Annotated in this window: 18 protein-coding genes and 2 rRNA genes; 11 read left to right on the forward strand and 9 right to left on the reverse strand. The window is 66.6% G+C overall.

The annotated features are described in order from the left end of the window. Positions 1 to 3 precede the first annotated feature (3 nt). The 9 genes from gatB to VD997_14995 all read left to right on the forward strand — a co-directional run bounded on the left by gatB (position 4) and on the right by VD997_14995 (position 13456). A complete protein-coding gene (gatB, locus tag VD997_14955; GenBank protein ID HYE63290.1) occupies positions 4 to 1569 on the forward strand; it encodes an Asp-tRNA(Asn)/Glu-tRNA(Gln) amidotransferase subunit GatB in 1566 nt (521 codons plus the stop codon). 696 nt (positions 1570 to 2265) lie between these two features. Next, on the forward strand, positions 2266 to 4281 hold the full coding sequence (gene pilM, locus VD997_14960) for a type IV pilus assembly protein PilM (GenBank protein ID HYE63291.1): 2016 nt from the start codon (positions 2266 to 2268) through the stop codon (positions 4279 to 4281). Continuing rightward, positions 4278 to 5672: a hypothetical protein gene (locus tag VD997_14965; GenBank protein HYE63292.1), complete on the forward strand. Its 1395-nt coding sequence runs from the start codon at positions 4278 to 4280 to the stop codon at positions 5670 to 5672. The genes pilM and VD997_14965 overlap by 4 nt, the downstream gene beginning before the upstream one ends. A 71-nt stretch (positions 5673 to 5743) precedes the next feature. Beyond that, entirely contained in the window at positions 5744 to 7933 is a 2190-nt protein-coding gene (locus tag VD997_14970; protein HYE63293.1) for a hypothetical protein, read from the forward strand. 579 nt (positions 7934 to 8512) lie between these two features. Continuing rightward, a 23S ribosomal RNA gene (locus VD997_14975) occupies positions 8513 to 11253 on the forward strand. A gap of 180 nt (positions 11254 to 11433) precedes the next feature. Continuing rightward, positions 11434 to 11540: ribosomal RNA gene (gene rrf / locus VD997_14980) — 5S ribosomal RNA — on the forward strand. A 69-nt stretch (positions 11541 to 11609) separates the two neighbouring features. Then, the gene (locus VD997_14985) at positions 11610 to 12683 is read left to right on the forward strand and encodes a hypothetical protein (GenBank protein HYE63294.1); all 1074 of its coding nucleotides are present in this window, start codon (positions 11610 to 11612) and stop codon (positions 12681 to 12683) included. 64 nt (positions 12684 to 12747) lie between these two features. Beyond that, positions 12748 to 13257, forward strand: a complete 510-nt coding sequence (locus VD997_14990) for a hypothetical protein (protein ID HYE63295.1) — start codon at positions 12748 to 12750, stop codon at positions 13255 to 13257. Next, positions 13250 to 13456 (forward strand): hypothetical protein, encoded by a 207-nt coding sequence (locus tag VD997_14995; GenBank protein ID HYE63296.1) that lies wholly within the window; start codon positions 13250 to 13252, stop codon positions 13454 to 13456. Before VD997_14990 ends, VD997_14995 begins: the two co-directional genes overlap by 8 nt. 2 nt (positions 13457 to 13458) lie before the next feature. Here the strand turns inward: VD997_14995 and VD997_15000 are convergent, their stop codons facing one another. Next, a complete protein-coding gene (locus VD997_15000; protein ID HYE63297.1) occupies positions 13459 to 14358 on the reverse strand; it encodes an aminotransferase class IV in 900 nt (299 codons plus the stop codon). Positions 14359 to 14664: 306 nt separating this feature from the next. Here VD997_15000 and VD997_15005 point away from each other — a divergent pair, with 306 nt between their 5' ends. Continuing rightward, complete coding sequence (locus tag VD997_15005) at positions 14665 to 15414, forward strand: hypothetical protein (protein ID HYE63298.1); 750 nt, start codon at positions 14665 to 14667, stop codon at positions 15412 to 15414. Between the two features lie 18 nt (positions 15415 to 15432). On the opposite strand, the gene VD997_15010 is transcribed toward VD997_15005, so the two are convergent. The 3 genes from VD997_15010 to VD997_15020 all read right to left on the reverse strand — a co-directional run bounded on the left by VD997_15010 (position 15433) and on the right by VD997_15020 (position 19612). Next, positions 15433 to 15993: a hypothetical protein gene (locus VD997_15010; protein HYE63299.1), complete on the reverse strand. Its 561-nt coding sequence runs from the start codon at positions 15991 to 15993 to the stop codon at positions 15433 to 15435. A 44-nt stretch (positions 15994 to 16037) separates the two neighbouring features. Beyond that, complete coding sequence (locus VD997_15015; GenBank protein ID HYE63300.1) at positions 16038 to 17246, reverse strand: hypothetical protein; 1209 nt, start codon at positions 17244 to 17246, stop codon at positions 16038 to 16040. Between the two features lie 110 nt (positions 17247 to 17356). Next, complete coding sequence (locus VD997_15020) at positions 17357 to 19612, reverse strand: immunoglobulin domain-containing protein (GenBank protein ID HYE63301.1); 2256 nt, start codon at positions 19610 to 19612, stop codon at positions 17357 to 17359. A gap of 117 nt (positions 19613 to 19729) precedes the next feature. Between VD997_15020 and trpS the strand changes: the two genes are divergently transcribed. Then, on the forward strand, positions 19730 to 20821 hold the full coding sequence (gene trpS / locus VD997_15025) for a tryptophan--tRNA ligase (GenBank protein ID HYE63302.1): 1092 nt from the start codon (positions 19730 to 19732) through the stop codon (positions 20819 to 20821). Positions 20822 to 20863: 42 nt separating this feature from the next. Here the strand turns inward: trpS and VD997_15030 are convergent, their stop codons facing one another. The 5 genes from VD997_15030 to VD997_15050 form a co-directional block, all read right to left on the reverse strand. Further along, a complete protein-coding gene (locus tag VD997_15030; GenBank protein ID HYE63303.1) occupies positions 20864 to 22012 on the reverse strand; it encodes a UDP-N-acetylglucosamine--N-acetylmuramyl-(pentapeptide) pyrophosphoryl-undecaprenol N-acetylglucosamine transferase in 1149 nt (382 codons plus the stop codon). A 59-nt stretch (positions 22013 to 22071) separates the two neighbouring features. Beyond that, entirely contained in the window at positions 22072 to 23334 is a 1263-nt protein-coding gene (locus tag VD997_15035) for a putative peptidoglycan glycosyltransferase FtsW (GenBank protein HYE63304.1), read from the reverse strand. Positions 23335 to 23517: 183 nt separating this feature from the next. Then, positions 23518 to 24201: a hypothetical protein gene (locus tag VD997_15040; protein HYE63305.1), complete on the reverse strand. Its 684-nt coding sequence runs from the start codon at positions 24199 to 24201 to the stop codon at positions 23518 to 23520. A gap of 60 nt (positions 24202 to 24261) precedes the next feature. Continuing rightward, positions 24262 to 25026 (reverse strand): RNA polymerase sigma factor, encoded by a 765-nt coding sequence (locus VD997_15045; GenBank protein ID HYE63306.1) that lies wholly within the window; start codon positions 25024 to 25026, stop codon positions 24262 to 24264. 9 nt (positions 25027 to 25035) lie between these two features. Then, positions 25036 to 25725, reverse strand: coding sequence for a hypothetical protein (locus VD997_15050; GenBank protein HYE63307.1), 690 nt, complete (start codon positions 25723 to 25725; stop codon positions 25036 to 25038). Positions 25726 to 25788 lie beyond the last annotated feature (63 nt).

Below are 25788 nucleotides of genomic sequence, written 5' to 3' on the forward strand. Positions count from 1 at the left end.
CGCATGCACGCTGCCGCCGAGATCGTCTCTGTCCAGCTGATCGTCGGCCTCGAGGTGCACGTCGAGCTCTCGACGCGCACCAAGATGTTCTCGCGCGTGCCCAGCCCCGCCTGCCGCGAGTTCGACGGAGCGGGGCCCAACAGCCTGATTGATCCCATCGTGCTCGGCCTCCCCGGGGCGCTACCTGTTCCGAATCGCGCGGCGGTGGAGATGGCCATGATGGTCGGGCTTGCGCTCAACTGCTCCATCGCCGACACGACCAAGTGGGACCGTAAGGGTTACTTCTACCCCGACCTGCCCAAGGGCTACCAGATCAGCCAGTACGACCTGCCGCTGTGCTTCGACGGCTCGGTTGAGCTGCCCGCTGTCGACGCGGCCGGCTTCCCGCGCATCGACGGCGAGGTCCGCCGCATCGGCATCGTGCGGGCCCACCTTGAGGAGGACGCGGGCAAGCTGCTGCACGACGCGCCGGGTGGGCACGCCATCGACTTCTCGATCGTGGACCTCTCCCGCGCGGGCACCCCGCTGCTGGAAGTCGTCACGCAGCCCGACTTCCGGCACCCCGATGATGTCGTGCTCTTTGCCCGCACGCTGCGGAACATCTGCCGCTTCCTGGGCGTGACCGAGGGCGTGATGCAGAAGGGGCACATGCGGTTTGAGCCCAACATCAACTGCGAGCTGCGGCTGAGTGACGGGCACGTGGTGAAGACGCCGATCGTCGAGATCAAGAACCTCAACTCCTTCCGCTCACTCAAGGGCGCGATCGAGTACGAGCTGGCCGAGCAGCCCCGCCGCTGGCAGCAGGACCGGCGCGTGCTGGGCAAGGGGACCAAGGTGACGCGCGGGTGGGACGACGTGAAGAGCGTCACCTACGTGCAGCGTGAGAAGGAGGACGCTCACGACTACCGGTACTTCCCCGATCCGGACCTGCCGATGGTCCGCATCGACGCCGCGTGGAAGGACCGGGTGGCGGCGCTGGTGCCCGAGCTGCCGATGCCGCGCTTCCGCCGCTACGTCAGCAGCTACAGCGTGGGCGTGAAGGAGGCGTGGGCCCTGGTCGAGGAGCGTGAGGCGTGCCTCTTCTACGAGGCTTGCATCGAGGAGATGGTCACGCGCCACATCGAGCGCGACCGCGCCGGCAAGGTCGCGGCCAACATCCTGCTGCAATCGGGTGCGCGGCGCGCCAACGAGCGGGGGGTCCGCATCGATGAGCTGGGGATCACGCCGGCGGAAGTGGGGGCCATCGGCGCCATGCGCGAGCAGGGGAAGCTCGGCAACCAGGCCGTGGATGACCTCTTCGGGGCCTTCTGCGACGACGGCGCCACGCTGACGAGCGACGGGGAGGTCGAAGCCGCCGCGCGATCCCGCGGCCTGCTCATCGTCCGCGACGACGCCGCCCTGGAGCGGTGGATCGATCAGGTGATCGCGGCCAACCCGAAGGTGGCCGACGACGTCCGGGGCGGCAAGGTCGCGGCCGCGGGTCGGCTGGTCGGTGAGGTCATGAAGCTGGCCGGCGGCAGCGCCGACGCCAAGACCGTGCGTGAGGCGATCCTGAAGAAGCTGTCTTAGGGCGGCCCGCTCTGCGGCCTTAGGGAGTAAGCAGGTAATGGGCTGTTTCATCAGTCGAGGCGAGGACGGGCCTAAGCCCATCGGAGTATGGGTGAGCAATGCGGAACGGGACTCCCTTCTCGATTGGTTCGCGGAAAACCGGTGTGAACACCGCCCCGAGAAAAGGGAGTTCTGTCACTCCCCTGGCCAGCGGTGGATGGGCCGGTGCATCAGGCTTGAAGAGCTCTTGGATCCCGGAGAGCGTTTTGAGCTCACGGCAGCAGAGTGGAGCGAGCTTCGTGCGCGGCATCCACCGGGCCTTGTGCGGGCCTTCGAAATCGTTTCAGCGATGACAACGGGTGGGTGGCAGCACAGGTTGGGGGACATCGAAACCGAGCAGTGGCGTACACGGCTCGGATAGAGCTTTGAAAGTGGGACCGCCGGGACTCAGTCCACAGCCTTGGCCGGAACTGCAGAACGCACCGCCGCGGAGCTTCGGTCAACCCGTGCAAGCGGCTGTTACACACGTGTGACGCTCATTCGGCAACCAACCGGGTACCCGTCCCGTATTCTGGACCGGGTTGGCCACTGCCGGGCTTTGCGCCCGGTGAGGTGTGGGGCTGAAAGGCCCCACCCGGCCAGCTGACCGGAATCGTGTACTATCCCCACCCCGCCGAGCCGGTCACCCGGTCCACGGCGGCTGTACGAGGGTCACGCATGGCTTCATCTTCTGTCTGCTGGGGCATCGAGATCGGCGCGGCCGCGATCAAGGCCATCAAGCTCGAAGCGGTCGGGGACGGCAACGTCAAGGTGCTCGACTTCGCGGTGATTCAGCACCCCAAGGTGCTGTCGACCCCCGGCGTCGACGCCAATGACGTGCTCCGCGTCTCGCTGGGCGCCCTGACCAGCCAGTACGACCTCAGCAAGGCCGCGATCGCCGTGTCCGTCCCCGGGCACTCGGCCTTTGCCCGCTTCGCCAAGCTCCCGCCCGTGGAGCCCAAGAAGGTCCCGGACATCGTCAAGTTCGAGGCGATGCAGCAGATCCCGTTCCCGCTCGAGAATGTGGAGTGGGACTACCAGACCTTTGTCAGCCCCGACTCCCCCGACGTGGAGGTGGGCATCTTCGCCATCACCAAGGAGAAGGTGAACGAGCGGCTGAACATGCTGGCGGACGTGGGCATCTACCCCAACTACGTGGTGCTCTCCCCCATCGCGGTGTACAACGCCCTCGCGTACGACCTCAACTTCGACAGCAAGACCCCCGGCACCATCATCGTGGACGTCGGCACGACCTCCACCGATCTGGTGATCGCCACCCCCGGCCGCATGTGGGTCCGCACCTTCCACACCGGCGGCCACCAGTTCACCGACGCCCTCGTCAACCAGTTCCAACTGAGCTACCCGAAGGCCGAGAAGCTCAAGAAGGAGGCGGAGGACACCAAGCACGCCCGGCAGGTGTTCCAGGCCCTGCGGCCCGTCTTCACCGACCTGACCCAGGAAATCCAGCGGTCGATCGGGTACTACCAGAGCATCAATAAGGATGCGCAGCTTAACCGCCTGATCGGGGTGGGCTCCACCTTCATGCTCCCCGGCCTCCGCAAGTACCTCAAGCAGCAGCTCTCGATGGACGTCTACCGCGTGGACGCCCAAACGCCCTTCAAGCGGGCCACCATCGAGGGTGACCGCGCCGCGCTGTTCAACGAGCTCTCGACCTCCATGGTCACGGCCTATGGCCTGGCCCTGCAAGGGCTTGGGCTCAACGCCGTGGGCGGCAACCTCATGCCCACCGCCGTGATCCGCAAGGCGATGTGGAAGGAGAAGGTGCCGTGGTTCGGCCTCGCTGCCGGCATCGCAGGCCTGGCCAGCGCCGTCATGTTCATCCGCCCCGTCCGCAACCACTTCGAGGCGACCGGGCGCGTTACTGACCCCATCGTGCAGTCCACCATCAGCAAGGGCGGCCAACTCAAGAGCGATGCCGACCAGGCGGGCGTCACCAACGCGGGCGAGCCCGATATGCGGGCCGCGAACATGGTCGCCCTCGTCGACCACCGCGGCGTGTTCGAGATGATCACCGCCGACGTCGCCTCCATGTTCGACTTCGCGAACTCAAAGATCGAGGCTCACCGTGCCGGCTTGGGCGTGGACGCCAAGGTCGTGCCGCCGCCGGCGTATTCGCTGGTCACCATGAACACCACCTACATGCCGCCGACGGGCACGCCGCCCGATCCCGCGGCCCCGCCTCCTGATCCCGCCACTACGGCGGGCCAGGACCCGAACGCACCCTACCCGCGGATCAAGATCGACGCGGTGTTGTCCACCGCTCAGCCCGAGCCGCAGCGCTTCCGGGCCATCAACGACTGGTTCACCGCCAACAGCAAACGCCCTGGCAGCGGCATTGAGCTCGTTCTCGAGAAGGTCACGGTCAAGCTGGCCGATGCTCCCGCAGCCGGGAACCCCAACCAGCCCAGCCCCGTGAGCCCTTTCCAGGGCATGGACCCCGAGAGCCCGCGCGGCGGCCGCCTTTCGCCCATCGGCGACCGCGGCGCCCGCCCAATGACTCCCAGTTCTCCCATGAACCAGCCCAGCGGTGACGGCGATCAGCGCCTCAACGGCCTCGCCCCCATCGTGGCCCCCGCCGCAACCGGCCCCGCCGACACCGCAACGGTGAACGTCACCTGGTACCTGGTCATCAAGCCCGAAGCCCCGAAGCTCGCCGAAGGGGGTGCGAATTGAAGCCCGTACTTGCCTGGGTGAAGTCGAACCTGGTCATCGTCATCCTGACGGCGGTGATCCTCATCATCCTGCCCACGTCCTGGTTCTTCAGCAACATGTGGGACAAGAAGATCCGTGAGACGCAGGAGAAGCAGGCCAAGGACGCGTTCGGCAAGCTCAACGCGCTCAAGGTCAACTACACGCTCCCGCAGCTGGACCCGAAAGCCACGGCCATCTCTCACAACGAGGTGCCCAACACCACGCTGATCAACTGGTTCAAGGAGCAGCGCGACGCGCTCACCAGCCAGGCCAACGCCGTGGTCAAGAAGGCCGAGGACTTCAACAAGGGCATCGGTGGTGACGCGGCCAGCGTCGGGCGCACCGAGCACAAGCCCCTTGTCGACGGCCTCTTCCCCGACGGTGGTCAGGCCAAGATCGACGAGATGGAAGACGCGCTCCTGGGCAATCGCGGCAAGCCCAACCCGTACCGCGAGCTGCTTAAGGCAGCCCGCGCCGGCGAGCCGGCTGAGGCCGCGGCACTCGCCGAGACCCTCCAGGACTTCCGCACCCGCGAGATCGACAAGATCACCGCCGGCAAGCGCGACCTCACGCCCGAGGAGCAGGCCGAGCTGAGCAAGCAGCTGACCGACCGCCGGCTTGGCGAGTACCAGGCCCGCGCCGGAACGTTCTCGGTTTACGCCTCGATGAACTCGCTGCCCAAGGACAAGCGGGCCTCGTTCGTGCCCACGGGCTCGAACATGGATCAGGCGAACCTCAACCTCTCCGACCTCTTCGTCTTCCAATGGGACTATTGGATCCTGCGCGACCTGTTCGCCGCGGTGAAGCTCGCGAACACCGTCAACGGAACGCTCGCGAACGTCGACCGCGCGGTGGTGAAGCGCATCGAGAAGATCGACATCACCGTGCCCGCGGCCGTCACCCGTTCCGCCGGCGGCGACGCAGGCTACAACCCCATGTACCCGGACCAGATGATGGACCCGGCCATGAGCGGCGGCGCCGCCCCGACGACCGCCGTCCCGGGCATGGCCGCCCTGGACTTCAGCCAGTCCATCACCGGCCGACGCGCGAGCAACACGGTGTACGACACCCGCGTGGTCACTTTGACGGCCGTGGTCAGCTCCGCACGCCTCGCCGACTTCATCAGCGCCGTCGAGCGCACCAACTTCATGACCGTCACCGACATGGACCTCGCCGAGGTCAAGGTGTGGGAGGACCTCGCTCAGGGCTTCTACTACGGCCCCGAGCACGTAGTCCGCGTCACCATGACCATCGAAACGGTGTGGCTGCGCAGCTGGATGACCAAGTACATGCCGGCTCAGCTCAAGACCAACATGAAGATCGACGCTCCCGCCGCGGACCCCAACGCGGCTCCCCCGCCCGGCGCCGGCTGATCGAGCCGGCGACTGCCGCACCCGACACCACGCCAGACGACCGCCTCCGCAGACCAGGCAAGGAACCAGGTATGAAACTCAAGGGCATTTCGCCGCTGGAACAGAACGTCGACCGCATTGTGCTCGGCGTCGTGGGCCTCGCCCTCGTCGGGGCCGTCGGCCTCCAGTTCCTCCCAGAGACGCCGGTGAAGGTCGGCAACCCCCCGAAGGACACCCGCGCCACCCAGGCGATGGGCGTGGTCGAGGAAGAGGCCAAGAAACTCGCCGGCCAGCTCGACAGCGTGTCCCTCGCGACCCCGACCATCCCCGCCTTCTCGCTCAACGACAAGCTCGCCCTCGGGGCCGCGGCCCCAACTTTCGCCGGCAAGGCTCCGCGCGTCGCCCTCGGCCGCCTGCCTGAAGTCGCGGGCAAGGCCATCCAGGCCGTCGCGTCCAATGAGACCTTCGGCCTCCCCGCGGTGCCCGCCCCCACCGGCGGCCTGGCCAACCTCGTGCAGGTGACCATCAGCCCCATCGAGAAGCTCCGCAACGCCGAGCTGGCCAAGCTGCTGCCCGAGGCCCAGCCCTTCGACAAGACCTGCGTCAGCGTCGAGTTCGGCTGGAACGGCGCGGCCCTGCGTGACGCCCTCCAGAGCGATCCCGACGGTGAAGGTCCCGCCTCGCCCATGCCGCTGAACTGGTGGCGCGACCAGGCCGGTGGCCGTAACAGCGACCTCGTCGAGGTCGTCGGCGTGCAGTACGAGCGCGAAACGATCACGAAGCCAGACGGCAACCCGCCCGCCGCGCCCGAGGTCCTCATTCTCGCCGCCCCGCCAGGGCGCGCCACCAAGCTTGCCGAGTGGCGTGATAGCGCGAAGGGCGCCGGCGACGTGGCTCAGGTGCTGCTGCCCGCCCTCAAGGAAGTCTCCGAGGACATCCAGCGCCCGCGCTTCTACGAGATCGTCGCCGGCCCCGAGTGGCAGCCGCCAGCAAAGGCCGTGAACCAGGGCGACGTTGCTGGCAAGGTCGTCCAGATCAACCGCCTCAAGCAGCGCCTGCAGTCGGTTGAAGACAAGATCAAGGACCTCGAGAAGCGGCTGCAGGAACTCGGTGGCACAACCGAAAAGGACCGCAACCCGCCCACGCAGCCCCAGCCCCCGCGCCCGAGCGGTGGCGGCAAGGGCTCGCAGCCCGCGGCTCCCACCAACCAGGACCGCCAGCAGCCCAAGGAGCCCCCCCGCGGCAATCGCGCCGCGATCGAGAGCACGCTCAAGCAGCAGCGCAGCGAACGCGACTCGATCCTGAAGCAGCTCGCCGACCTTGGCGAGGTCATGCCCGGCATGGAAGGCGCCGCCCAGCCAAACCAGCCCGACGGCACCCCTGTTGCCGCGTCGACCCTCGACAATCCCGACGTCCGCGTCTGGACCCACGACCTCACCGCCGAGCCCGGCGCCACCTACCGCTACCGCGCCCGCGTCGTCATCAACAACCCCTACTTCGGCCGCAACCTCCAGGACAGCCAGGCCGACCTCGCCCGCCAGCAGCTGATCGAGGGCCCCTGGTCGGAGTGGACGCAGCCCATCCATGTTGCCCGCGACAGCTACTACTTCATCACCTCCGCCAGCGAGCCCAACCCGCTGGTCTCGAGCGAGCCCCAGGCGCTGGCCGAGATGTACGTCTTCAAGTACGGCTACTACCGCAAGGCCCGCGTGCAGCTGACCCCGGGCGACACGCTCTGGGGCGAGGCCCGCATGCCCGAGATGCTCAAGTATGCCGACATGGAGAAGCTCAAGGCCGCGGTTGACGCCGGGCAGCAGCCCGCCCCTGGCAACGCGCCCGCTCCGATCCCCGATGCTGGCAAAGGTCGTCGCGGCGTGCCGGAAGCCCCGCTGCCCAACCCCGGCCAGAATCCCGGCCAGCCTGGCGACCTGAACGGCACGATCTGGACCATCGACGTCCCGGATCGGCAGGGCATCTCGGTCGACGTCACCTTCCTCGACGCATGCCCGCTCCCAACCACGGTCCGGAATGAGCTGGGTTCCGAGCAGGTCCGCATGCAGGCCGTCCTGCGGGATGAGCTCGGCCGCGTCGTCACTCGCCAGCCCCAGCAGGACGCGGCGGGCGACATCTACAAGCGGGTTTCCGACTCTGCAAAGGCCGGCGAGAACCAGGGGGAAGTCATTGTGAAGGCCCCCGAGCCCGACCGCCCCCGTCCCAATCAGCCCGACCGTGCCCCGGATCGTGGGCCCACGCCCCCGCCCGCTGGCCCGGGCGGCGGTTGAAACAGGTCAGAAGTGCATCCGAGGACGCGGCGCCCCCGAAGACTGGGGGCGTCGGTCATTTCGGGGGGCCACAAGCCTCCCCTGGCCGACGGCGGCCGTAAGCACCTGGATGACAGGAACTTGCGGTCGGGAGACGAAAACGAAACCTTGGTCGCTTGACTGATCGAGGGTGCCGTCTAAAGTACTCCCCACCCAACGCGACAGCGACGGGGAAAAACGACGAGAGACGCCGGGGCAACCCGAAGGATCGAGTCGGCTCTTTGACAACCGGATACGGATGAACATGCCCCCCAGTCGGTTCTGCGGAACTGGCCGAGGCTGAAGCCCTGTCGTCGCAAGACGGGAGGTTGGAGGTCGCGGTTGGGTTCACGCAGGGGTCGCCGAGTGGGGGTGCAGAAAGCTGCAAGCAAGTTCGAAAGTTGAATGCAGCGCGCAAGGCGAAAGTGCTGTCCCTCGTGCCCACCAATAGTTCCGGTGGTCGCGGGTGAGACGGGTGGCCCTCCCTTTAGGGCACCCACGGTGGACTGATCGGTCAAAGCGGTGAAGTCGGAAACGACGGAGCCGCGGCGTCCGGTTGGTATGACCGAGCATAAGGGCACGTGATGGATGTCTTGGTGTCGAGAGGCGATGAAAGACGCTGGAACCTGCGATAAGCCCAGAGGAGCTGGTAACCGAGCTGTGATCCTGGGATTTCTGAATGGGGCAACCCACCCGCAAGGGTACTTCACTCTGAATGTATAGGGGTGAAGAGCGAACGCAGAGAACTGAAACATCTCAGTACCTGCAGGAAAAGAAAGCAACCGCGATTCCGTGAGTAGCGGCGAGCGAAAGCGGATAAGCCAACGGACGAGCGAAGCGTTTGAATGACGCACCGCAGAAGGTGAAAGTCCTGTAGCCGAAAGTTGGTTAGCCCATAGAGTAAACTCGGGCTCGGGAAACCCGGGTTGAAGATGGGGGGTCCACCCTCCAAGGCTAAATACTCCTCGACAACCGATAGTGAACCAGTAAGGCGACTGAACGATGAAAAGCACCGCGATGAGCGGGGTGAAAGAGTTTCTGAAATCACGTGCTTACAAGCGGTCGGAGCCCTTTCGGGGGTGACGGCGTGCTTTTTGCATAATGAGCCGGCGAGTTAGTCTGTACGGCGAGCCTAAGGCCTACCAGGCCGGAGGCGGAGCGAAAGCGAGTCCGAATAGGGCGCTAAGTCGTACGGGCTAGACGCGAAACCTTGTGATCTACCGTTGGCCAGACTGAAGGGCGGGTAAAACCGCCTGGAGGGTCGAACGGGTGACCGTTGAAAAGGTCTCCGATGAGCTGACGGGAGGACTCAAAGTGTAATCAAACTGGGAGATAGCTCGTTCTCTCCGAAATAACTTTAGGGTTAGCCTCAGGTAGCAACTCATGGGGGTAGAGCTACTGGATGAGGTAGGGGGTCTACCCGACTACCCTCCTCAACCAAACTCCGAATACCATGAGCCAAGGCCTGGGAGATAGACGGCGAGTGACAATATCCGTCGTCAAAAGGAGAACAATCCAGACCACCAGCTAAGGTCCCAAATCTCTGCTCAGTTCGAAAGGAAGTTGGATTGCTGTGACATCCAGGATGTTGGCTTAGAAGCAGCCATCATTTAAAGAGTGCGTAACAGCTCACTGGACGAGGAATCCAGCGCCGATAATGATCGGGAATAAGCAGGGAGCCGAAGCTGTGGATAGGGTAACCTATGGTAGGAGAGCGTTCCATACAGCGGTGAAGCCGTCCCGAGAGGGTAGGTGGAGCGTATGGAAGTGAATATGCCGGCTTGAGTAACGATTAACCAGGTGAGAATCCTGGTCGCCGAATATCCAAGGTTTCCTGGGGAAGGTCATTCCGCCCAGGGTTAGCCGGGACCTAAGACGAGGCCGAAAGGCGTAGTCGATGGACATCAGGTTAATATTCCTGAGCCAGTGCAGAGGACGGATCTCAAAGCTCCACGGGACTGTTAGATGTCCAGGCCCTTGAGGCCGATGTGGGGTGGCGGGGTTCCTAGAAAAGCCTGCACACTAGCCCGTACCAAAACTGACACAGGTGGATGTGGCGAATAGCCTAAGGCGCGCGAGAGAACGGTCGTGAAGGAACTAGGCAAATTGACCCCGTAACTTCGGGATAAGGGGGCCCTCGCCGCAAGGCAGGGCGCAGAGAAAAGGATCTGGGAACTGTTTATCAAAAACACAGCTCTGTGCTAAGACGCAAGTCGACGTATACAGAGTGACGCTTGCCCGATGCCGGAATGTCAAGAGAGCGGGTCATCGCAAGAGAAGCTCGCGATCGAAGCACCGGTGAATGGCGGCCGTAACTATGACGGTCCTAAGGTAGCGAAGTTCCTTGTCGGGTAAGTTCCGACGCGCATGAATAGCGTAATCACTGGATCTCTGTCTCCACGACCGACTCGGTGAAATAGTAGTGGCGGTGAAGATGCCGCCTACCCGCAGCAAGACGGAAAGACCCCGTGGACCTTCACTATAGGTCCCTATTGGCCACGAGCATATGCTGCGTAGCATAGGTGGGAGGCTTTGACGGCTGGGTTCCGGCCCAGCAAGAGCCAAAGGTGAAATACCACCCTGTGTAAGTTTGTGGCCTAACTCTGATTCCCATGAATCTGGGCAGAGGACAGTGGGTGCCGGGTAGTTTGACTGGGGCGGTCTCCTCCAAAAAGGTAACGGAGGAGCGCAAAGTTCGGCTCAGCACGGATGGAAACCGTGTTTCGAGTGTAAGAGCACAAGCCGGATTTACTGCGAGAGCGACGGCTCGAGCAGTCTCGAAAGAGGGCTCTAGTGATCCTGCGATCCCGTGTGGAAGGGTCGTAGCTCAACGGATAAAAGGTACCCCGGGGATAACAGGCTGATCGCGCCCGAGCGTCCATAGCGGCGGCGCGGTTTGGCACCTCGATGTCGGCTCATCACATCCTGGGACTGAAGGCGGCCCCAAGGGTTCGGCTGTTCGCCGATTAAAGTGGTACGCGAGCTGGGTTCAGACCGGCGTGAGCCAGGTCGGTCCCTATCTGCTGTGGGCGTTGCAAGCTTGAGAGGAGTCAACCTTAGTACGAGAGGATTGGGTTGGACGTACCCCTGGTGATCCAGTTGCACTGCTAAGTGCACCGCTGGGTAGCTACGTACGGCAGGGATAACCGCTGAAAGCATCTAAGCGGGAAGCCCCCCTCGAGATGAGGCTTGCTAGTCGTAAGACGAAAGACCCCTGGTAGACCACCAGGTTGATAGGCCGCAGGTGTAAAGGCAGAAATGCCCTGAGCTGAGCGGTACTAACGGTCGAAGTTCGGTCATACCAACCAGCCGTCGCGGTCCCCGCGATCGGTCTGGCGTGGCACTGACCTTGCACGCTGCACTTGATTGACGATTGGTTTGATACAAAGTCTCTGCAACATGTTCATCCGTCCGGTTTGCCCCTCGGTCGCTGTACCGCGGGGTCGACTGGACGCGGCGCCGAAAGGCGTCCCGTCCGGTTTGTCGGTGAACATGAGCGCTGGGAAACACCTGTTCCCATCCCGAACACAGCAGTTAAGCCAGCGCTGCCGATGATACTGCACTGCGGGAAAGTAGGTCATCGCCGACTTTTGGGCTCCTTCGAGGTAAACCTCAAGGAGCCCTTTTTCGTTTTTGCACTCTTCGCCCGCGCGCGGCCATGCAGCCCCACGACCTCACCAAGCTCGACGACCTGCTGCACGACTCGCGCCTCCGCCGGGTCCACTCCCCCCGTCCAGATCAGCTCGAGCTCACGTTCCACGCCCTCCGCGCCGCCGCGGGCGCTGTCATAGAGGCACCGGTGCTGATCCGCTTCGACCAGCTCCGGGCCGTGGGGCTCGGCTACGACACCAACCCAGCAGTCAGGCCATCCCAGCTGCGCCTGGCCACCCGCCCGCGCGCGGAGGACCTCGCCCGCTGGCCCGGCGTTGAGGCCGACTGCTTCGCTACAGGCAACGTGACCACCCACGGCCACAGCCTCATCGATGACCTCCTGCTCGGCACTCCAGAGGACTTCACCACGGCACCAGTCCGGATCTCCTTCCTCTTCGAGCAGCCCTGGCGGGCCGGCGGCGAACATGTCGAGGTCGATCTGAACATCGCGGCCGGCGCGATAAGTGCCATCGCCGACGGGGCTGAGCTCCCGGTAGATACTTGGGAGCGCCAGTACGACGAGTGGTGGCGCCTCTGGTCATCTGAGTGGGAGAAGCCCGAGGGCCCCGACCACCCCGACCTCGCCGCCGCGATCCCCGGCGGCAAGCCCGATGCACGCCCACCCACGCCGCCTCCGGACCAGCCCGCCTTCGAGGTGAGCGCGGACGAACTCCCCGCGGAACTCGCGGCCCCGCTCCGCGACTGGTACGAGGGCTCAGTCACCCAAGACTGGCACCGCGTGGCAGCGTCCTACCTGAACATCTGCATATCGGCCGAGTCCCGTGCCAATGACCTCGAGCAAACTGCGGTCTCGCTCCAGAGCTGGCCGTTCGCGCGGATGATCGATGACTGGTGGATCGAGGGCAAGGCCGCGTGCGTCGCCGTGCGCGGCATCGAGCACTCGGCGGGTGACGATGGCGGCGAGGCACTCGAATCGGTGTGGACCTTCAGCCTGGTGCAGACCCACGGCGCTTGGAAGATCCGCACCCACATGCAGGGCTGGCCCGCCTACCGCTCCGCGAAGCGCATCGCATGGTGGAGGAAGCCATGGAAGCGCCGCTGGCCGACGCGGGTGAAGTGATCAAACCCGATGACCCGGTGTGGCGTGTCGAACCGGCGCGGGCGCCCCGCAGTATCATGCCAATATGAAGCTCGCCGCGGTTGAGGCGGTTGCCCGAGTGCTGAACGAGGCGGGGGTTCCGTTCCTGGTTGTGGGCGGGCTGGCCGTGATCGCTCACGGATACGTGCGAACCACCCAAGATATCGATCTGGTGATCCGCCTCGAGCCGAGTGCAATTAGGAGGGCTTTCGCGGCGTTGCTGACGATCGGCTACCGACCCACGGTTCCAGTCACAGGTGAGCAGTTCGCGGATGTTCGCCAACGTGAGGGTTGGGCGCGCGACAAGGGAATGACGGTGCTGAGCTTTTTCAGCGACCATTTCCGCGGCGTGTTGCTCGACGTGTTCATAACCGAGCCTTTCGACTTCGAGGCGGAGTATGCCGCCGCCAAGGTGGACGAGGTTGCGTCGGGTGTGCCGGTAAGGGTGGTGCGGCTGACGACGCTCATCAATCTCAAGCGGGCCGCGGGGCGTCCTCAGGATCTGGCCGATATCGCGGAGTTGGAGCAGATCGAAAGGGAGCAGCGGGATGGATGAGGAGGTCGATTGGTCTCTGACCACCTTTGAAGGCGCCCGGCGGGCGCAACGTCGCGAGAGCGCCAAGCTCACGCTGCGTGAGAAGATCATCGCAGTGGAGGAGATGGTGGAACTCGCCCGCCGGCTCCAGGGTCAACGGACTCATTCGGGACCGTCACCCGAGGTCGCGCCAGCACCTGAAGGGAAGAAGTCGGAGTAGGGTCACAGCCGCGCGCTGTTGGAATTGCTCCACTCGCGACTGATCGCATCCACCAGCACCTTCAGCAGCTTCACAGCGACCGGCCCCGCCTTGCCGCCGCACAGCTCGCGCCCGTCGAGGCGGGTGATGCTCGTGATCATCGTGAGTGTGCCGACGGCGATCACCTCGCTCGCCCGTTGCAGCTCGCCCGTGGTCACCGAGCGGTCGGAAATCGCCAGTTCCTGCCGCGCCGCCTCCTCCAGCAGGATGTCGCGCGTGACGCCGGCGAGGAACGAGGTGCTGCCCAAGCTGGGCGTCGCGATCTCGGCGGTTCCGTCCGCGCGCGGGAGCACCACCACCACGTTGGCCGAGGTTGTCTCGGCGAGCAGCCCGTCGCGGACGAGCACGGCGTCATCGTGCCCGCGCTCGTTGGCCTCGATGACATTCAGCACACCGCCCATGAGGGCAATGGACTTGATGTGGCCGCGGAGCCAACGGGTGTCCTCGAGTATCACTGCCGACTTGGTCGGCGGCAGGTTCGGCGGCTCGTAGGTCGCGAGCGGAGGAGTGGGGGAGCAGTAGCCGAACACAGTCGGCCGCATGCTGCCGGGCTTGCGGGCGCGGACCGGGTCGCTCGGCCCCGGCGTGCCGCGCGTCACCTGCCAGTAGATGAAGCAGTCGTCCATCTTGTTCGCCGCGAGCAGCTGTGCTGTGAGCGGCGCTAAGGCCGCGGCGTCCCAGTCGATCCGTGCCTCGCGCAGCCCCGCCCGCATGCGGGCGATGTGACGGTCCATCGCGACTACATGCCCGTCGAAGGCGCGGAGCCCCTCGTAGATGCCGTCGCCAAAGACGAAACCGCGGTCGAAGACGGACACCTTGGCTTCGGTGTGGGGCAGGAGCTGGCCGTCGAGGTGGACGAGCATGGGGGAAGTGACGGAGTGACGAAGTGACGAAGTGACGCAGTGACGCAGTGACGAAGTGACGAAGTGACGAAGTGACGAAGTGACGAAGTGACGAAGTGACGAAGTGACGCAGCAGGATGTTCAGTCGCCAGAGTGCTTTGTATCGGCAGGTCGGTGCCCTCCGGCGCACAGTTCGGCACCGCCCCGCGCCTGCAGCATGTATGAGCGCAGGTTCCGCTCCCGCTTGCACTTGCCGCCTTCATCCCAGCTGGTGGCAAACAGGTCATGAAACCGTGAGGTACTCTGTTCCAGCGACAGGAGACCTTCATGCCCGCAACGACCGCACCCGCCCAGCCCAAGCCCGGCAACGGTTCCCAGCACACCCCCGTCCGCCTCTACGACGAGTCCGGCGAGGACCTGCTGCGGTCCGAGCTCTTCCCGGACCGGGTCACCCTGCTGCCGGGCGAGCCAGGCAAGGTCGTGCCGCAGTCCCGCATCCGCATCCTCTGGGGCCAGGACCTGCTCCGCGACCTCATCGACGGCCGCTACCGCACCGTTGTCTGCGGCGTGAACGACACGGATAACTCCCACGGCATCATCGCCCAGCTCGTCGAGCTCATGGCGACGAGCCAGTGGTCCAGCAAGGCCGTGACAAGTTACGCCAAGATGTTCCAGGACAGCGTCGGGGTGCACGCGGCCACCGACCGCGAGCCCTACGTGCTCAAGTTCGATCTTGACTCCATCCTCATCCTCGCGATCCTGCGGCCCAAGAAGAAGGACCACTTCTCGCTCGAGGACCTCTCCCGCGGTTTCCGCACCGTGAGCAAGATGATCGGCGACCGGCGCGACCGCTGGCCCGCGGCCGCGGTGAGCTTCCTCAACGCCAAGGCCAACCGTCTCTTGGGCCCTGACGGTAGAGAGCCCGCGTTCGAGACCGTGCTCCAGACCATGTTCGACGCTGGCTTCCGCGGCGACGTCTACACCGCCCCCGCCATGTGGCGCTTCGGGCATGTGGGCGTCTTCCCCAGCTACCCCTTCCCCGAGAGCCTCGAGCGGATGCGCGGCGGCAGCTCGTAAGCGGGCTCGCGCGGCCGATCAGCCCTGAATTGCGAACTCATCCTGGAGCACCTGCTCGCCGTCCGCGCCCGGCGTCCGCATGGTTACGCGGATCTTAATGAACTCCTTCTGCGCGGTGTCGGCGATCCACGTGGGCGCCACCAGCGGCACGCGGTACGTCCGCGTCGCCATGTCGAACCGTTTGGTGTTCGCCTCCGGCAGGTTCATCCCCTCCACGTCCCACGCGAGCTCCTGCGTCTCGGTCCCGGGCAGCACGCCGCCGGGCCGGTACAGCTCCACGTGCACGTTTCCCAATCCCTTCACCGAGTCCCCGTACCGGTCCAGCAGCTCAAAGTGCAGGATCAGCTGCGCGTTCTCCGGCGCCTCACCCTCGCGCTCCCAGCCCGGGTCGATGTGCGTCAGCGGGTGGATGCGCAGGGCCGTCGGCGCGAACGGGTACGCCGTGATCACGCCGGCCTCCACGGGCAGGTCAGGCTGCGACCGCTGCCCCATGCAGCCGGTGAGGGACAACAGGAGCACCGCCCCCATCACGCCCCTCATCACACCGCCAGCCACTCGGCCAAGTTCAGGAACGAGCATGCCGGATCGTAGGGCGTCAACGCGGCACCACCGGCACGCGCAGCTCAGCACGCATGCCCACCCAGCACCCTGAAGAACGACTCGATGTCCTGGTCTGTGCCCGCGTCGCCATCGCCGTTGAAGTCAGCAGTGGGGAAGCACGACCCGCAGCAGTTCCCGCCCAGGCACGCGAAGAACACCTCAATGTCCTGGTCCGTGCCGGTGTCCCCGTCGTTGTTGAAGTCGGCGGTGGCGCACAGGCGATCCGGCAGTGTCAGAACGAATCCCCGAGCCTGGCCATTGAGAAATCCATTCCCGGCGATGACCCGGCCATTGGCGCTCACGCCCCGGGCTCGTCGAAGGTCCCAGCCCGTCAGATCGATCCCGATCGCGGGCAGGTACCGGTTGAGGTCAACCGCCCCGAGGTTATCCGTCCAGATCACCGCGGCAGTCACCTGGTTCTGAACCGGCACCGCCGGGTTGTTCGTATGGCAGCGGCCAACGATGACGCTTCCATCGTCACTGACTCCGAGCGCCAGGCACGCCCTGAGCTCCAGATCAGGTCCGGCCGTCACGGGGAGCTCGATCGCTGTCGGCAGCTCCTGACCCAGCCCGCCGAAAGTCCACCGCCACGCCCGCGTCTGCTGCCCCGGGATGCCACTCCATCCCACCATCGTCAGACCATCCGGGGTCAACGCTTCGCCCGAGCCGCTTTCGGTGAAGTGGTGAGCCACCCCGTCCACCCAGCGCGTGGCTCCGGCGCTGCTCCTCCCCCCGATCACGCGCCCGTCCTCGCTGACGCACATGGCCCACGCGTTCGCGCCAGGGAGCGTCTGGAACCCGCCCGTCGCCGTCCAGCGGAAGGCGAAGCTCGGAATGACGAATCCCACCACGGTCGTTCCATCGCGGCTCACGCTCTGCACCCGTGGCTGATCCGACGACCCGATCGACGGGAACTGGAACCCCGCCGGTGTCCGCAGCGTGAACGCGCCGTCATACCCGAAGCCCGCCGCGACTTGCCCGTTCCCGCTCACAGCATGGAAAGTCGCATGCAGCCGGTTCGCTGGAAACCCCGCGGGCGTAACCGTGCCACCCTGCACCGTCCACTCGATGGGCTTGGCATTGACTAACAACGTCACCGAGTTCGTGTACCCGCAGTAGCCCACCACTTTGGACCCGTCCGGGGTGACTGCTTCACCCGACGACTGGAGCAGGTTCGGCAGCGGCAGCAGCGGGATCTCCCTGATCCCGACCTGCCCCGCGGCCACGCTCACCACGCCAAGGTGCGCGCACGCCAGCGCCGCAGCGGTGATCCGCCCGTTCCTCGCCCCGGTGTTCCTTCTCGCAATCCGCAAAATATCCCCACATTCCGGGCGTCTGCCCCTCAGCACCCACTGCCCCCTAGCACCCGGAAGAACGCCTCGATGTCCTGGTCCGTTCCCGCGTCGCCGTCCGCGTTGAAGTCCTGCGGCCCGCAGGTCGCGCAGCACGTCCCGCCGATGCACGCGAAGAACGCCTCGATGTCCTGGTCGGTCCCGACGTCTCCGTCGCCGTTGAAGTCCGCCGTGCACCCCACCAGCACCCGCGCCGGAGCGCTCGTCTCCGCCGCGCAAGCGTTCGACACGCGGCAACGGTACTCGGCCATGTCCCCCGCCTCGAGCCCGGTGATCACCAGCGTGTCGGTGTGCGCCCCGCTCACGCGCGGACCATCCTCCAGCGGCTCGCCGTTCCGCAGCCACCGGTACGTCAGCACCCCGCCGCCCTTGGCGATGATGAACAGCTCCGCGGCGTCACCCGCCCGCGCCGTCACATCAACCGGCTGCACGGCCACCGCGGCGGGGCCCGTCGCGAACTTCCACGTATCCCGCGTCAGGTACCGTGCGTCAAAGGGCGCCATCCCTCGCCCGCCGTGCATGACCGTGCGCTCGCTCAGGGTGTCGCGCGACGTACCGGCGAGCGTCCGCCCGAGCGGGCCGCGCTCGTTCAACTCCGCCCAGTTCGTCGCCTGCGAACCAAGGAAGTAGGTGCGGTTGGGGAAGTTACCCCCGCCTGATGGCGGGTTGAGCCCACCAAACAGCAGCAGGCCGCCCAATCGCCCGTTGTACACCAATGTCGGCGTAGTCCGCGCGGTTGGGATCAGGGTGAACCCACTCCAGGTGCTGCCCACGAGCCTATAGGTAGGAGAAGAGCCGTTGGAAAACCCCGCACCGATGAGCTGACCACGCACAGGCTCGAACTCAAAGCCGCCGTAACCGGCCGGGGCCAAGATCCCTGTTCCGACCCACGCGGCCCCATTCCACGCGAGCGTTGAGCCGCCGCTCTGATTGTGGAACAGCAGCTGCGAAGTCGCCGCGTTCCAGTCCATTGCCCCGTAGGGGCCGATGGCCTGTGCCGCACCGATCGCGTTCCATGTCTCGCCGTCGTACGACCAGGTCCGCGAGTCACCACCGAAGGAGCCCGCCAGAACCAACCCACCGATCCCCGGGTGGAACTCCATCACGCCGCCCGTGCGTGCCCCGGGCGTGTGCGTCCCGCGCTGCTTCCATGTGTCCCCGCGCAGCTCCCACACCGCGTCGTCGTAGACCCCCGCCGCGACCTCGCCGCCGGTCACCACGCTCACGCCCCGCACAGGACCGAACGCCACCGCCGGCCCGTCGGCCCCGATCGGCCCCGGCCGCTCGAGGGGCAAGAACGCGACTTCATCCAGCAGCCATGAGCTCACGCGACGGTTGTCGGGGGAAATCCCGCCCATCACCAGCAGACGCCCGTCCGGCAGCACCTCAGCGGCCAAGCGGTCCGCACCTGCTGGTGGCGAGGAAACCACCATCCCTGCCGGCAGCCCGGTTACCTGCGTCCAGCCTGCGTCGCTGAGCTCCCACAGCGTCAGAACCCCGACGGTGCCGAACCCCATGACCCGCCCGCGCGAGGGCACGAAACAAATCTCCCGTGGGTTGTTGAACATGGTCGACCCGATCGGGTTGAACGCGGTTCCATCCCATTCCAGCGTGCTGTCGGCGCGTGTGATGATCATCTTCCCGCGGATCGGGTCGTACGCCGCGTCGAGCGGCGTGCCGGTGGCCGGCGGGGTGGTCGAACTGCTGTGCAGCGACCAGGCCGCGCCGTTCCATCGGTAGATCTGAACCGCGGCCCCGCCCGTGTCGGGCACGAACAGCACCATCCCCACGCCCGGCATGTACTCCAGCGCCGAGCTCGTGTTCACCGCCGGCGCGGACGCGTGCTGCGTCCACACGCTGCCGTCCCACTCCCACGTGATCAGCGGGTTGGGCGTCGGTGTGGTCGGCATCGTCCCGCCGACCAGCACCGTCCGCTGGCGCGGCGGGTCGTAGGCCAGCAGCCCGTTCATCCGCGCGGGCGGCCCATCGAGGGTGCGGAACACCCACCGCGTGCCGTCGTGCTCCCATGTCTCGCTCGAGAACGTGCCCGGCGAGTTGAGCACGGCCGCGGAGGCCCCGCCGAACAGCACGGTCATGCCGCGCCCGGTATCGAGGCTCATCGCCGGGCTCAAACGCGGCGACGGATCACCGATCGCCGCCCACCCCGTGCAGTCCTGCGCGACCGCCACGCCCGCGCACGCGAGGACCGCCGCCGCCGCTGCAATAAAACCGTTCCGCACGTGCATGCTCCCCTCTAGAAAACCGCAGCATACCGCCCCCTCCCGCGAAGCAATAGACCTTCTGCTGCCTGTCGCAACGACCCGGCCCCGGCACACCCCGCCACGCCCCTAAACTCCCGCCCAATGACCCCCACGCGCGCTCCCCAGTCCCAGAACTCCCGCCCCCGCATCCTCACCGGCGACACTCCCACGGGCCGCCTTCACCTGGGCCACTGGGTCGGCTCCGTCGAGCGGCGCGTCGCCCTCCAGGACTCCTACGACTGCTACTTCCTGCTCGCGAACATGCACGCCTTCACGACCCGCTGGGACAAGCCGCAGGACATCCGCCAGGACACCATCGAGATCGTCAAGGACTGGCTCGCGGCCGGGATCGACCCGCAGCGCTCCACCATCGTGCTGCAGACCGAGGTCCCCGCCATCGCCGAGCTCACGTGGTTCTTCGCGATGTTGCTGAAGTTCAACGACGTGATGGGCAACCCCACGCTCAAGCACGAGCTTGAGACCAAGGGCCTGGCCGACTCCTACTCCTTCGGCTTCCCGATGTACACCGTGGGGCAGTGCGCCGACATCCTCGCGTTCCGCCCCACGCTGATCCCCGTGGGTGAGGACCAGGAGCCGCACATCGAGCTGGCACGCAAGGCGGCGCGCAAGTTCAACCAGACCTACTGCAACGTCGGCGACCGCGTGCCCGACGAGGAGCACCACAACGCGGGCGGCGTGTTCCCGGTGCCGAAGGCCCTCATCGGCCGTATCGGCAGGCTGCCCGGCGTGGGCGACGGCACGCAGAAGATGAGCAAGTCTCTCGGCAACGCCATCTTCCTCAGCGACTCGCCCAAGGACGTGCAGAAGAAGGTCAACAAGATCACCACCGGCCGGCAGTCACCCACCGAGCCCGGCGACGTCAACAACATCCTCTTCAAGTTCGTCGACGCGTTCATCACCGACCCTGACCGCGTGGCCGAGCTCAAGCGCCGCTACGCCGCCGGAGACAACCTCGGCGACGGCCACGTGAAGCAGGAACTCGCCGAGGCGATCAACCGCCTGCTCGAGCCGATGCGCGCCCGGCGCGCGGAGTACGAGAAGCCGGGGGGCGACGAAGCCGTCATCGACATCATCCGCGCGGGAACCAAGCGAGCCAACGCCGTCGCCGAAGGAACCCTCTACATGGCCAAGCAGGCAATGAAGATTGATTTCGGCAAGCGCACGTTGTCCTGATTGTTCCTATCCCTCTCATAGGTCCAATGAGTCATATAGGTCCTATGCCTTGGCGAGCAGCATCGCCGCCACCTTCGCCGCACCATCCGCCGCCCCCAGCTTCCTCAACCCCGCCTTCAGTTGCGCCCGCTTCCCCCCGTCCCGCAGCAGCTCCATCAGCCTCGCCCCCGCCCCTTCCACGTTCCGCGAGGGCTCAATCAAGTCATCAACCACCACCGCCGCGCCCGCCGCCATCAGCGGCTCCGCGTTCTTCTTCTGGTGCTGGTCCTTGTGGTAGGGGTACGGCATGAACAGCGTCGGCACGCCGTTGGCCCAGGCCTCCGCCACGCTCCCCGCCCCGGCGCGGCTCACCGCCAGGTCGGCCGCGCCCCAGCACACGCCCAGCTCGCGGCTGAACTCGAACACCTTCGCCGGCACGCCCGAGTCGCGGTAGGCCGACTCGATCGCGGCAGTATCGGCCTTGCCCGTCTGGTGCACCACCTGCCACCGCCCGCGGCTCAGCTCCGCGCCGTGCGCCTTCACCAGCGCCACCATCATCTGGTTGATCGACGCCGCGCCCTGGCTCGCGCCAGTGACGAACAGCGTCGGCCGGTGCGGGTCGAGGCCCAGGCGGTGCCGGCAGTCCTCTGGTGCTTCCGGCGCCGTCGCTGCCCGCCGGACGATCGGCGGGATCCGATCCCAACCGCGCGCGATGTCGCCCTCGACTGGCGCGGTCGTCACGATCTTCGTTGCGTGCTTCGAAATCCACCGGTTCGCCAGCCCCGGCGTCGCGTCAAGGTTCAGCATCAGCACCGGCACCTTCTCTACCCGCGCGGCCTGCACCACCGGCGCGGCCACAAACCCGCCGCCCGCCACCACCCACACCCGCCCCTCTTCGCTCGCCGCGGCGCGGGCCGCCTCAATCGCCCGCCGCCCCGCACGCACCGCACCGCCCCAGCTCTTTAGGAACCGCAGCGCGGTGAGCGGGCGCGCCCCGAACGGCTTTGCCGGGATCACCTCAAAGTCGATGCGTTCATCGGCAGCCCGTTCGTCGCTCAGAATCTGCGTGTCCAGCGGCCGGTCCGAGCACAAGAACCGCACCTTGGCCCACCGGTTGCGCTCCAGCACTTCCTCGGCAATCGCCAGCGCCGGGAACAGGTGCCCGCCGGTGCCGCCGCCCGCGAACAGGATTGTCGGCGCACTCCGCTGCATGGGGTGCGAAACTCGCGCAGCAGTGGGGGGCTTGCGTGGGGGAGGAGGAGTGGGGGAGCTCATGCCGCCGGGACCGCCACCTCGGGCTCGCTGGGCGTCATGCGCGCCACCGGCAGCGGGGCGGCCTCGATGATCGGCGACTCGGCACTGATCGGCACCTCCTCGAGCCCAGCCTCCACGCCCTCGTGCTGCGTCCGGTCGATCGAGATCACCAGCCCCAGCGACGCGGCCGTGAGAATCCAGCCCGTGCCGCCGTAGCTCAGCAGCGGCAGCGCGATGCCCTTCGTCGGCGCCATCCCCGTCACCACCATCAGGTTGATCACCGCCTGCACGCCCACGGTCGCGATCACGCCCAGCACGACCAGCCGCAGCAGCGGGTTCTGCTCGCGCCGCATGACCATGAACCCTGTCCACACCAGCGTCGCGAACAGCGCCGTCACCAGCGCCGCCCCCGCGATGCCCAGCTCCTCGCAGATGATCGCGAAGATGAAGTCCGTGTGGTCCTCGGGCAGGTAGTTGAACTTCTGCAGCCCGTGCCCCAACCCCCGCCCAAAGCCCCCGCCGTTGGCGATCGCCAGCAGCGACTGGATGGTGTGGTACCCGATCCCCTTGGGGTCCTCGTACGGGTCGATGAACGCGAGTATCCGCTTCACGCGGTAGGGGCTCGTGATGATCGCCCCTGCGATCCCGATCAGCGCCACCGGCACCGCCATCATGAAGTACCGCAGGCGTGCCCCCGCGGCGAGCAGCATCAGGCACGCCACGACGCCGATCAGCACGCCCGTGCCCAGGTCCTCCAGCACGATGAACCCGGCCACCAGCCCCACGCAGAACAGCGCCGGAACCAGCCCGCGCCAGAACTCATGGATGACCCGCACCCGCGACGCGCCGTACAGCGCGATCAGCAGCACCATCGCCCACTTCGCGACCTCGCTGGGCTGCATCGACAGTGTCTCGGTGATCTGGATCCACCGGTGCGAGCCGTTGATCTTCCGCTCCAGGGCCGGCACGTACGCCAGGGCACAGAACGCCACCAGTCCTACGCTCGCCGCCAGCACGATCGTGAACGCGCGGGGCGCCCACGCCTCCGCGTACCCGGCCAGCCGCCGCACCGGCACGAACGCCGCGAACGCCATCGCGCCCACAGCCAGCGCCATGTACACCGTCGCCCGCGAGAACATGATCGACGACGCCGACGTCGTCACCGCCCCAGCCGCGGGGTCCCCCATCGCCTCCACGTGCATCGTCGCTGAGTTCACCATCATCACACCGATGGTGAGCAGCCCAATGACCGCCAAGGCAATGACCTGACCAGCGCGCATCGAACGGCCTTTATCGGCCGGTCAGCGCAAAACTGTGCAATCCCGTGCCACCCAGATGTCCTCATCTCGGTGGTCCTCGCCGGGGGATCGATTGTCACAAGAAAACAACGCGGCTCAGGAACCCAAACCCAGGCCCCACCGCCGCGTCGCCCGCCCTCATCCGCTCACTCCGCGTCTGCCTTCCTACCGCAGCGCCACTGTCCCCGCCACCGCCCGGACACCCTCCGGCAGGAACGCCCCCGTCGTCTCCGTCAGGCACCCGTCATCGGAGCAGTGGCTCGACCCGCTCTGCACCGCCGCCGCCAGGAACTCCGCCTCGGCCGTGCTCGAGGGCAGCCGGTCCCGTGGACCTTCCATCGCGATCACAAGCACTTCCTGCGGGTTCTCGTGGCACGAGCTCTCCAGCGCGGCCCGCACCAGCTCGCTGCTGCCGATGCTCGCCAGGTCGCCCTTGAAGTCCGCCCCGTTGATCTGGATGCACGAGCACCGGTCCTCGGAGTCCTTGAACACGGCGAGCAGCACCGCACCCAAAGGAGACGACCCCTTTGCCGACGCCAGCCGCACCGCCACATCGCGCCCTTCCGAACGAGGCTCAACCTTGACGTCGATCGGCACCGCCGCCGGACCGCTGTTGGTCGCCACCGGCCCCGGCACGCCCGAGGGCGCCGGCTTCATCCACGTAATCGCCGCAATGCCCAGGCACGCCGCGGCCGCGAGCGCCGCCACGCCGCCCAGGGCCTTGCGCACGTGCAGCTTCCGAGCCCCCGCGTCCGCCTGCGCCCACTCAAACCGGAGTGGCGCAGGCTCTTCCAGCTGCTCGACCTCCTGGGCCATCCGGATCAGTGCATTGAGGTCGCGGTCGTTCATCGGGGGCCACCTTCGCGAATCACTCAGCCCACCCGCCCAGCACCGGGGGCTGCCACGCAGTTATTCCCCGCCCGGCAACAACTGACCGGCAGATTCCGCGCGGTGACCCAGCTTTTCCAGGTACCGCCTGAGCTTGTCGTAAGCCGCTTTTTTACGGGTGTTGGCCGTGCTCGCAGCGACCCCCAGCCGGGCCGCGAGTTCTCGGTCGGTCACGCCGCTGCTGCTGGCCGTCAGAATCCACCGCTCCTCGTCGTCCAGCCCCGCCGGGTTGTCGCCGTCCTTCAGGCAGTTCCGCACGCACTGGATCAGCTCCGCCAGCTTCGTCTGGGCCGCCGGGTCTTCCGCGAGCCCGAGCCCCGCCATCCCCGGAGCCGCGGCGTCAAGGTGCGCGTTCGCCCGCCCTGTGCTCCGCATGTGCTGCAGCCACACCCGGTACCCCACGGCGTAGATGAATGTCGAAATCGCCGCCCGCTCGGGGTCGTACTTGCCCGCCTGCAGGGCCTGCCACACGGCCACCCACGTCTTCTGGCAGAAGTCGTCGGCCAGCTCGCTCCGCCGCCCCGTCCGGTCCATGAACAGGCGGAACAGGCCCCCGCTCAGGCGGTGGTGCAGGGCGGCAAAGGCCTCCTTGTCACCCTTGGCCGCCCGCGCAGTCAACACCTGCAGCGTCTGGTCGCGCTTGGGCGACTCCGCGGGCGCGGCAACTTGGTCGGGTGGGTCGTCCGGCATTGGGATGGAGAGGGCACTCATGCCGGCAGGGCTGATCGCAACACGCGTACCGCCCGGGTTGTTCTTGGCCGCAGGCTCCATCGCGCTCGCTCGCATCCCCTCTGCTTACGGCCCGCCGGCGGCCCGCGGCGTGGGTCTTTCACCCCCACCGGACCCGGTCGGCCGCGCCTCCACCCCTGCCAGCAGCCGCTCCGCCTTGTGAACCTCGCCGGTCACGGCGTCGGTGAACTCCAGCCGCACCAGCACGCCGGGGTTCCCCCCCGCCCGCTCGATCGGGGTCTCCAGCGGCAGCCGGAAGAGGTAGTAGGTGCCCGTCACGTCCGACCGGTACGCGTTCCGCAACTGCGTCGGGGTGAACTCCCCGCCTGCAATCCGGCGCGGCTCGCCGCCATCCCGCGGCGTCACGTACGCATCGACCTTCGTCGTCCCCACCGCCTGCGTGAACCGCCCCCGCCCATCCTGCGGCAGGAACGTCACCGTTACCTCGTTCGCCGGCTGCGACCGGTCCACCGGCGACAGCCCCGACAGCATCGAGATCTTCACCCCTGTCACCCGCGGCAGCGCATCCGTCACTTCCGCGGCGACGGGGGCCTGGTTGGCCCGCTGCGCCTCTGCCAGCTTCACCCTCAGCTCCGCGTTCTCACCCTCGAGCGCCTTGAGACGGTCCGCCTGCTCGTGCACCCGCGACCGCAGCCGGTCGTTCTCCTCGGACATGCTCCGCTCACCTCCGACGCGCACCGTCCCGCACGAGGCGAGCAGCAGGAGGGGGATGGCGGCGAGAGCAGCGCACTTCATTCGAGCATCCTGAAAGGAGAACGGAGAGCCGGGAACGGTAGGTCCCGTTGCCCGCTCTCCGTT

This window comes from Phycisphaerales bacterium (assembly GCA_035627955.1).
Classification (GTDB): Bacteria; Planctomycetota; Phycisphaerae; order Phycisphaerales; family UBA1924; genus JAEYTB01.

Excerpts from the sequence above, each read along its gene's own strand:
- gatB (HYE63290.1), top strand. The coding sequence starts at position 4 with ATGCACGCTGCCGCCGAGATCGTCTCTGTCCAGCTGATCGTCGGCCTC.
- pilM (HYE63291.1), top strand. The coding sequence starts at position 2,266 with ATGGCTTCATCTTCTGTCTGCTGGGGCATCGAGATCGGCGCGGCCGCG.
- VD997_14970 (HYE63293.1), top strand. The coding sequence starts at position 5,744 with ATGAAACTCAAGGGCATTTCGCCGCTGGAACAGAACGTCGACCGCATT.
- VD997_14985 (HYE63294.1), top strand. The coding sequence starts at position 11,610 with ATGCAGCCCCACGACCTCACCAAGCTCGACGACCTGCTGCACGACTCG.
- VD997_14990 (HYE63295.1), top strand. The coding sequence starts at position 12,748 with ATGAAGCTCGCCGCGGTTGAGGCGGTTGCCCGAGTGCTGAACGAGGCG.
- VD997_14995 (HYE63296.1), top strand. The coding sequence starts at position 13,250 with ATGGATGAGGAGGTCGATTGGTCTCTGACCACCTTTGAAGGCGCCCGG.
- VD997_15000 (HYE63297.1), bottom strand. The coding sequence starts at position 14,358 with ATGCTCGTCCACCTCGACGGCCAGCTCCTGCCCCACACCGAAGCCAAG.
- VD997_15005 (HYE63298.1), top strand. The coding sequence starts at position 14,665 with ATGCCCGCAACGACCGCACCCGCCCAGCCCAAGCCCGGCAACGGTTCC.
- VD997_15010 (HYE63299.1), bottom strand. The coding sequence starts at position 15,993 with ATGCTCGTTCCTGAACTTGGCCGAGTGGCTGGCGGTGTGATGAGGGGC.
- VD997_15020 (HYE63301.1), bottom strand. The coding sequence starts at position 19,612 with ATGCACGTGCGGAACGGTTTTATTGCAGCGGCGGCGGCGGTCCTCGCG.
- trpS (HYE63302.1), top strand. The coding sequence starts at position 19,730 with ATGACCCCCACGCGCGCTCCCCAGTCCCAGAACTCCCGCCCCCGCATC.
- VD997_15030 (HYE63303.1), bottom strand. The coding sequence starts at position 22,012 with ATGCAGCGGAGTGCGCCGACAATCCTGTTCGCGGGCGGCGGCACCGGC.
- VD997_15035 (HYE63304.1), bottom strand. The coding sequence starts at position 23,334 with ATGCGCGCTGGTCAGGTCATTGCCTTGGCGGTCATTGGGCTGCTCACC.
- VD997_15040 (HYE63305.1), bottom strand. The coding sequence starts at position 24,201 with ATGAACGACCGCGACCTCAATGCACTGATCCGGATGGCCCAGGAGGTC.
- VD997_15045 (HYE63306.1), bottom strand. The coding sequence starts at position 25,026 with ATGCGAGCGAGCGCGATGGAGCCTGCGGCCAAGAACAACCCGGGCGGT.
- VD997_15050 (HYE63307.1), bottom strand. The coding sequence starts at position 25,725 with ATGAAGTGCGCTGCTCTCGCCGCCATCCCCCTCCTGCTGCTCGCCTCG.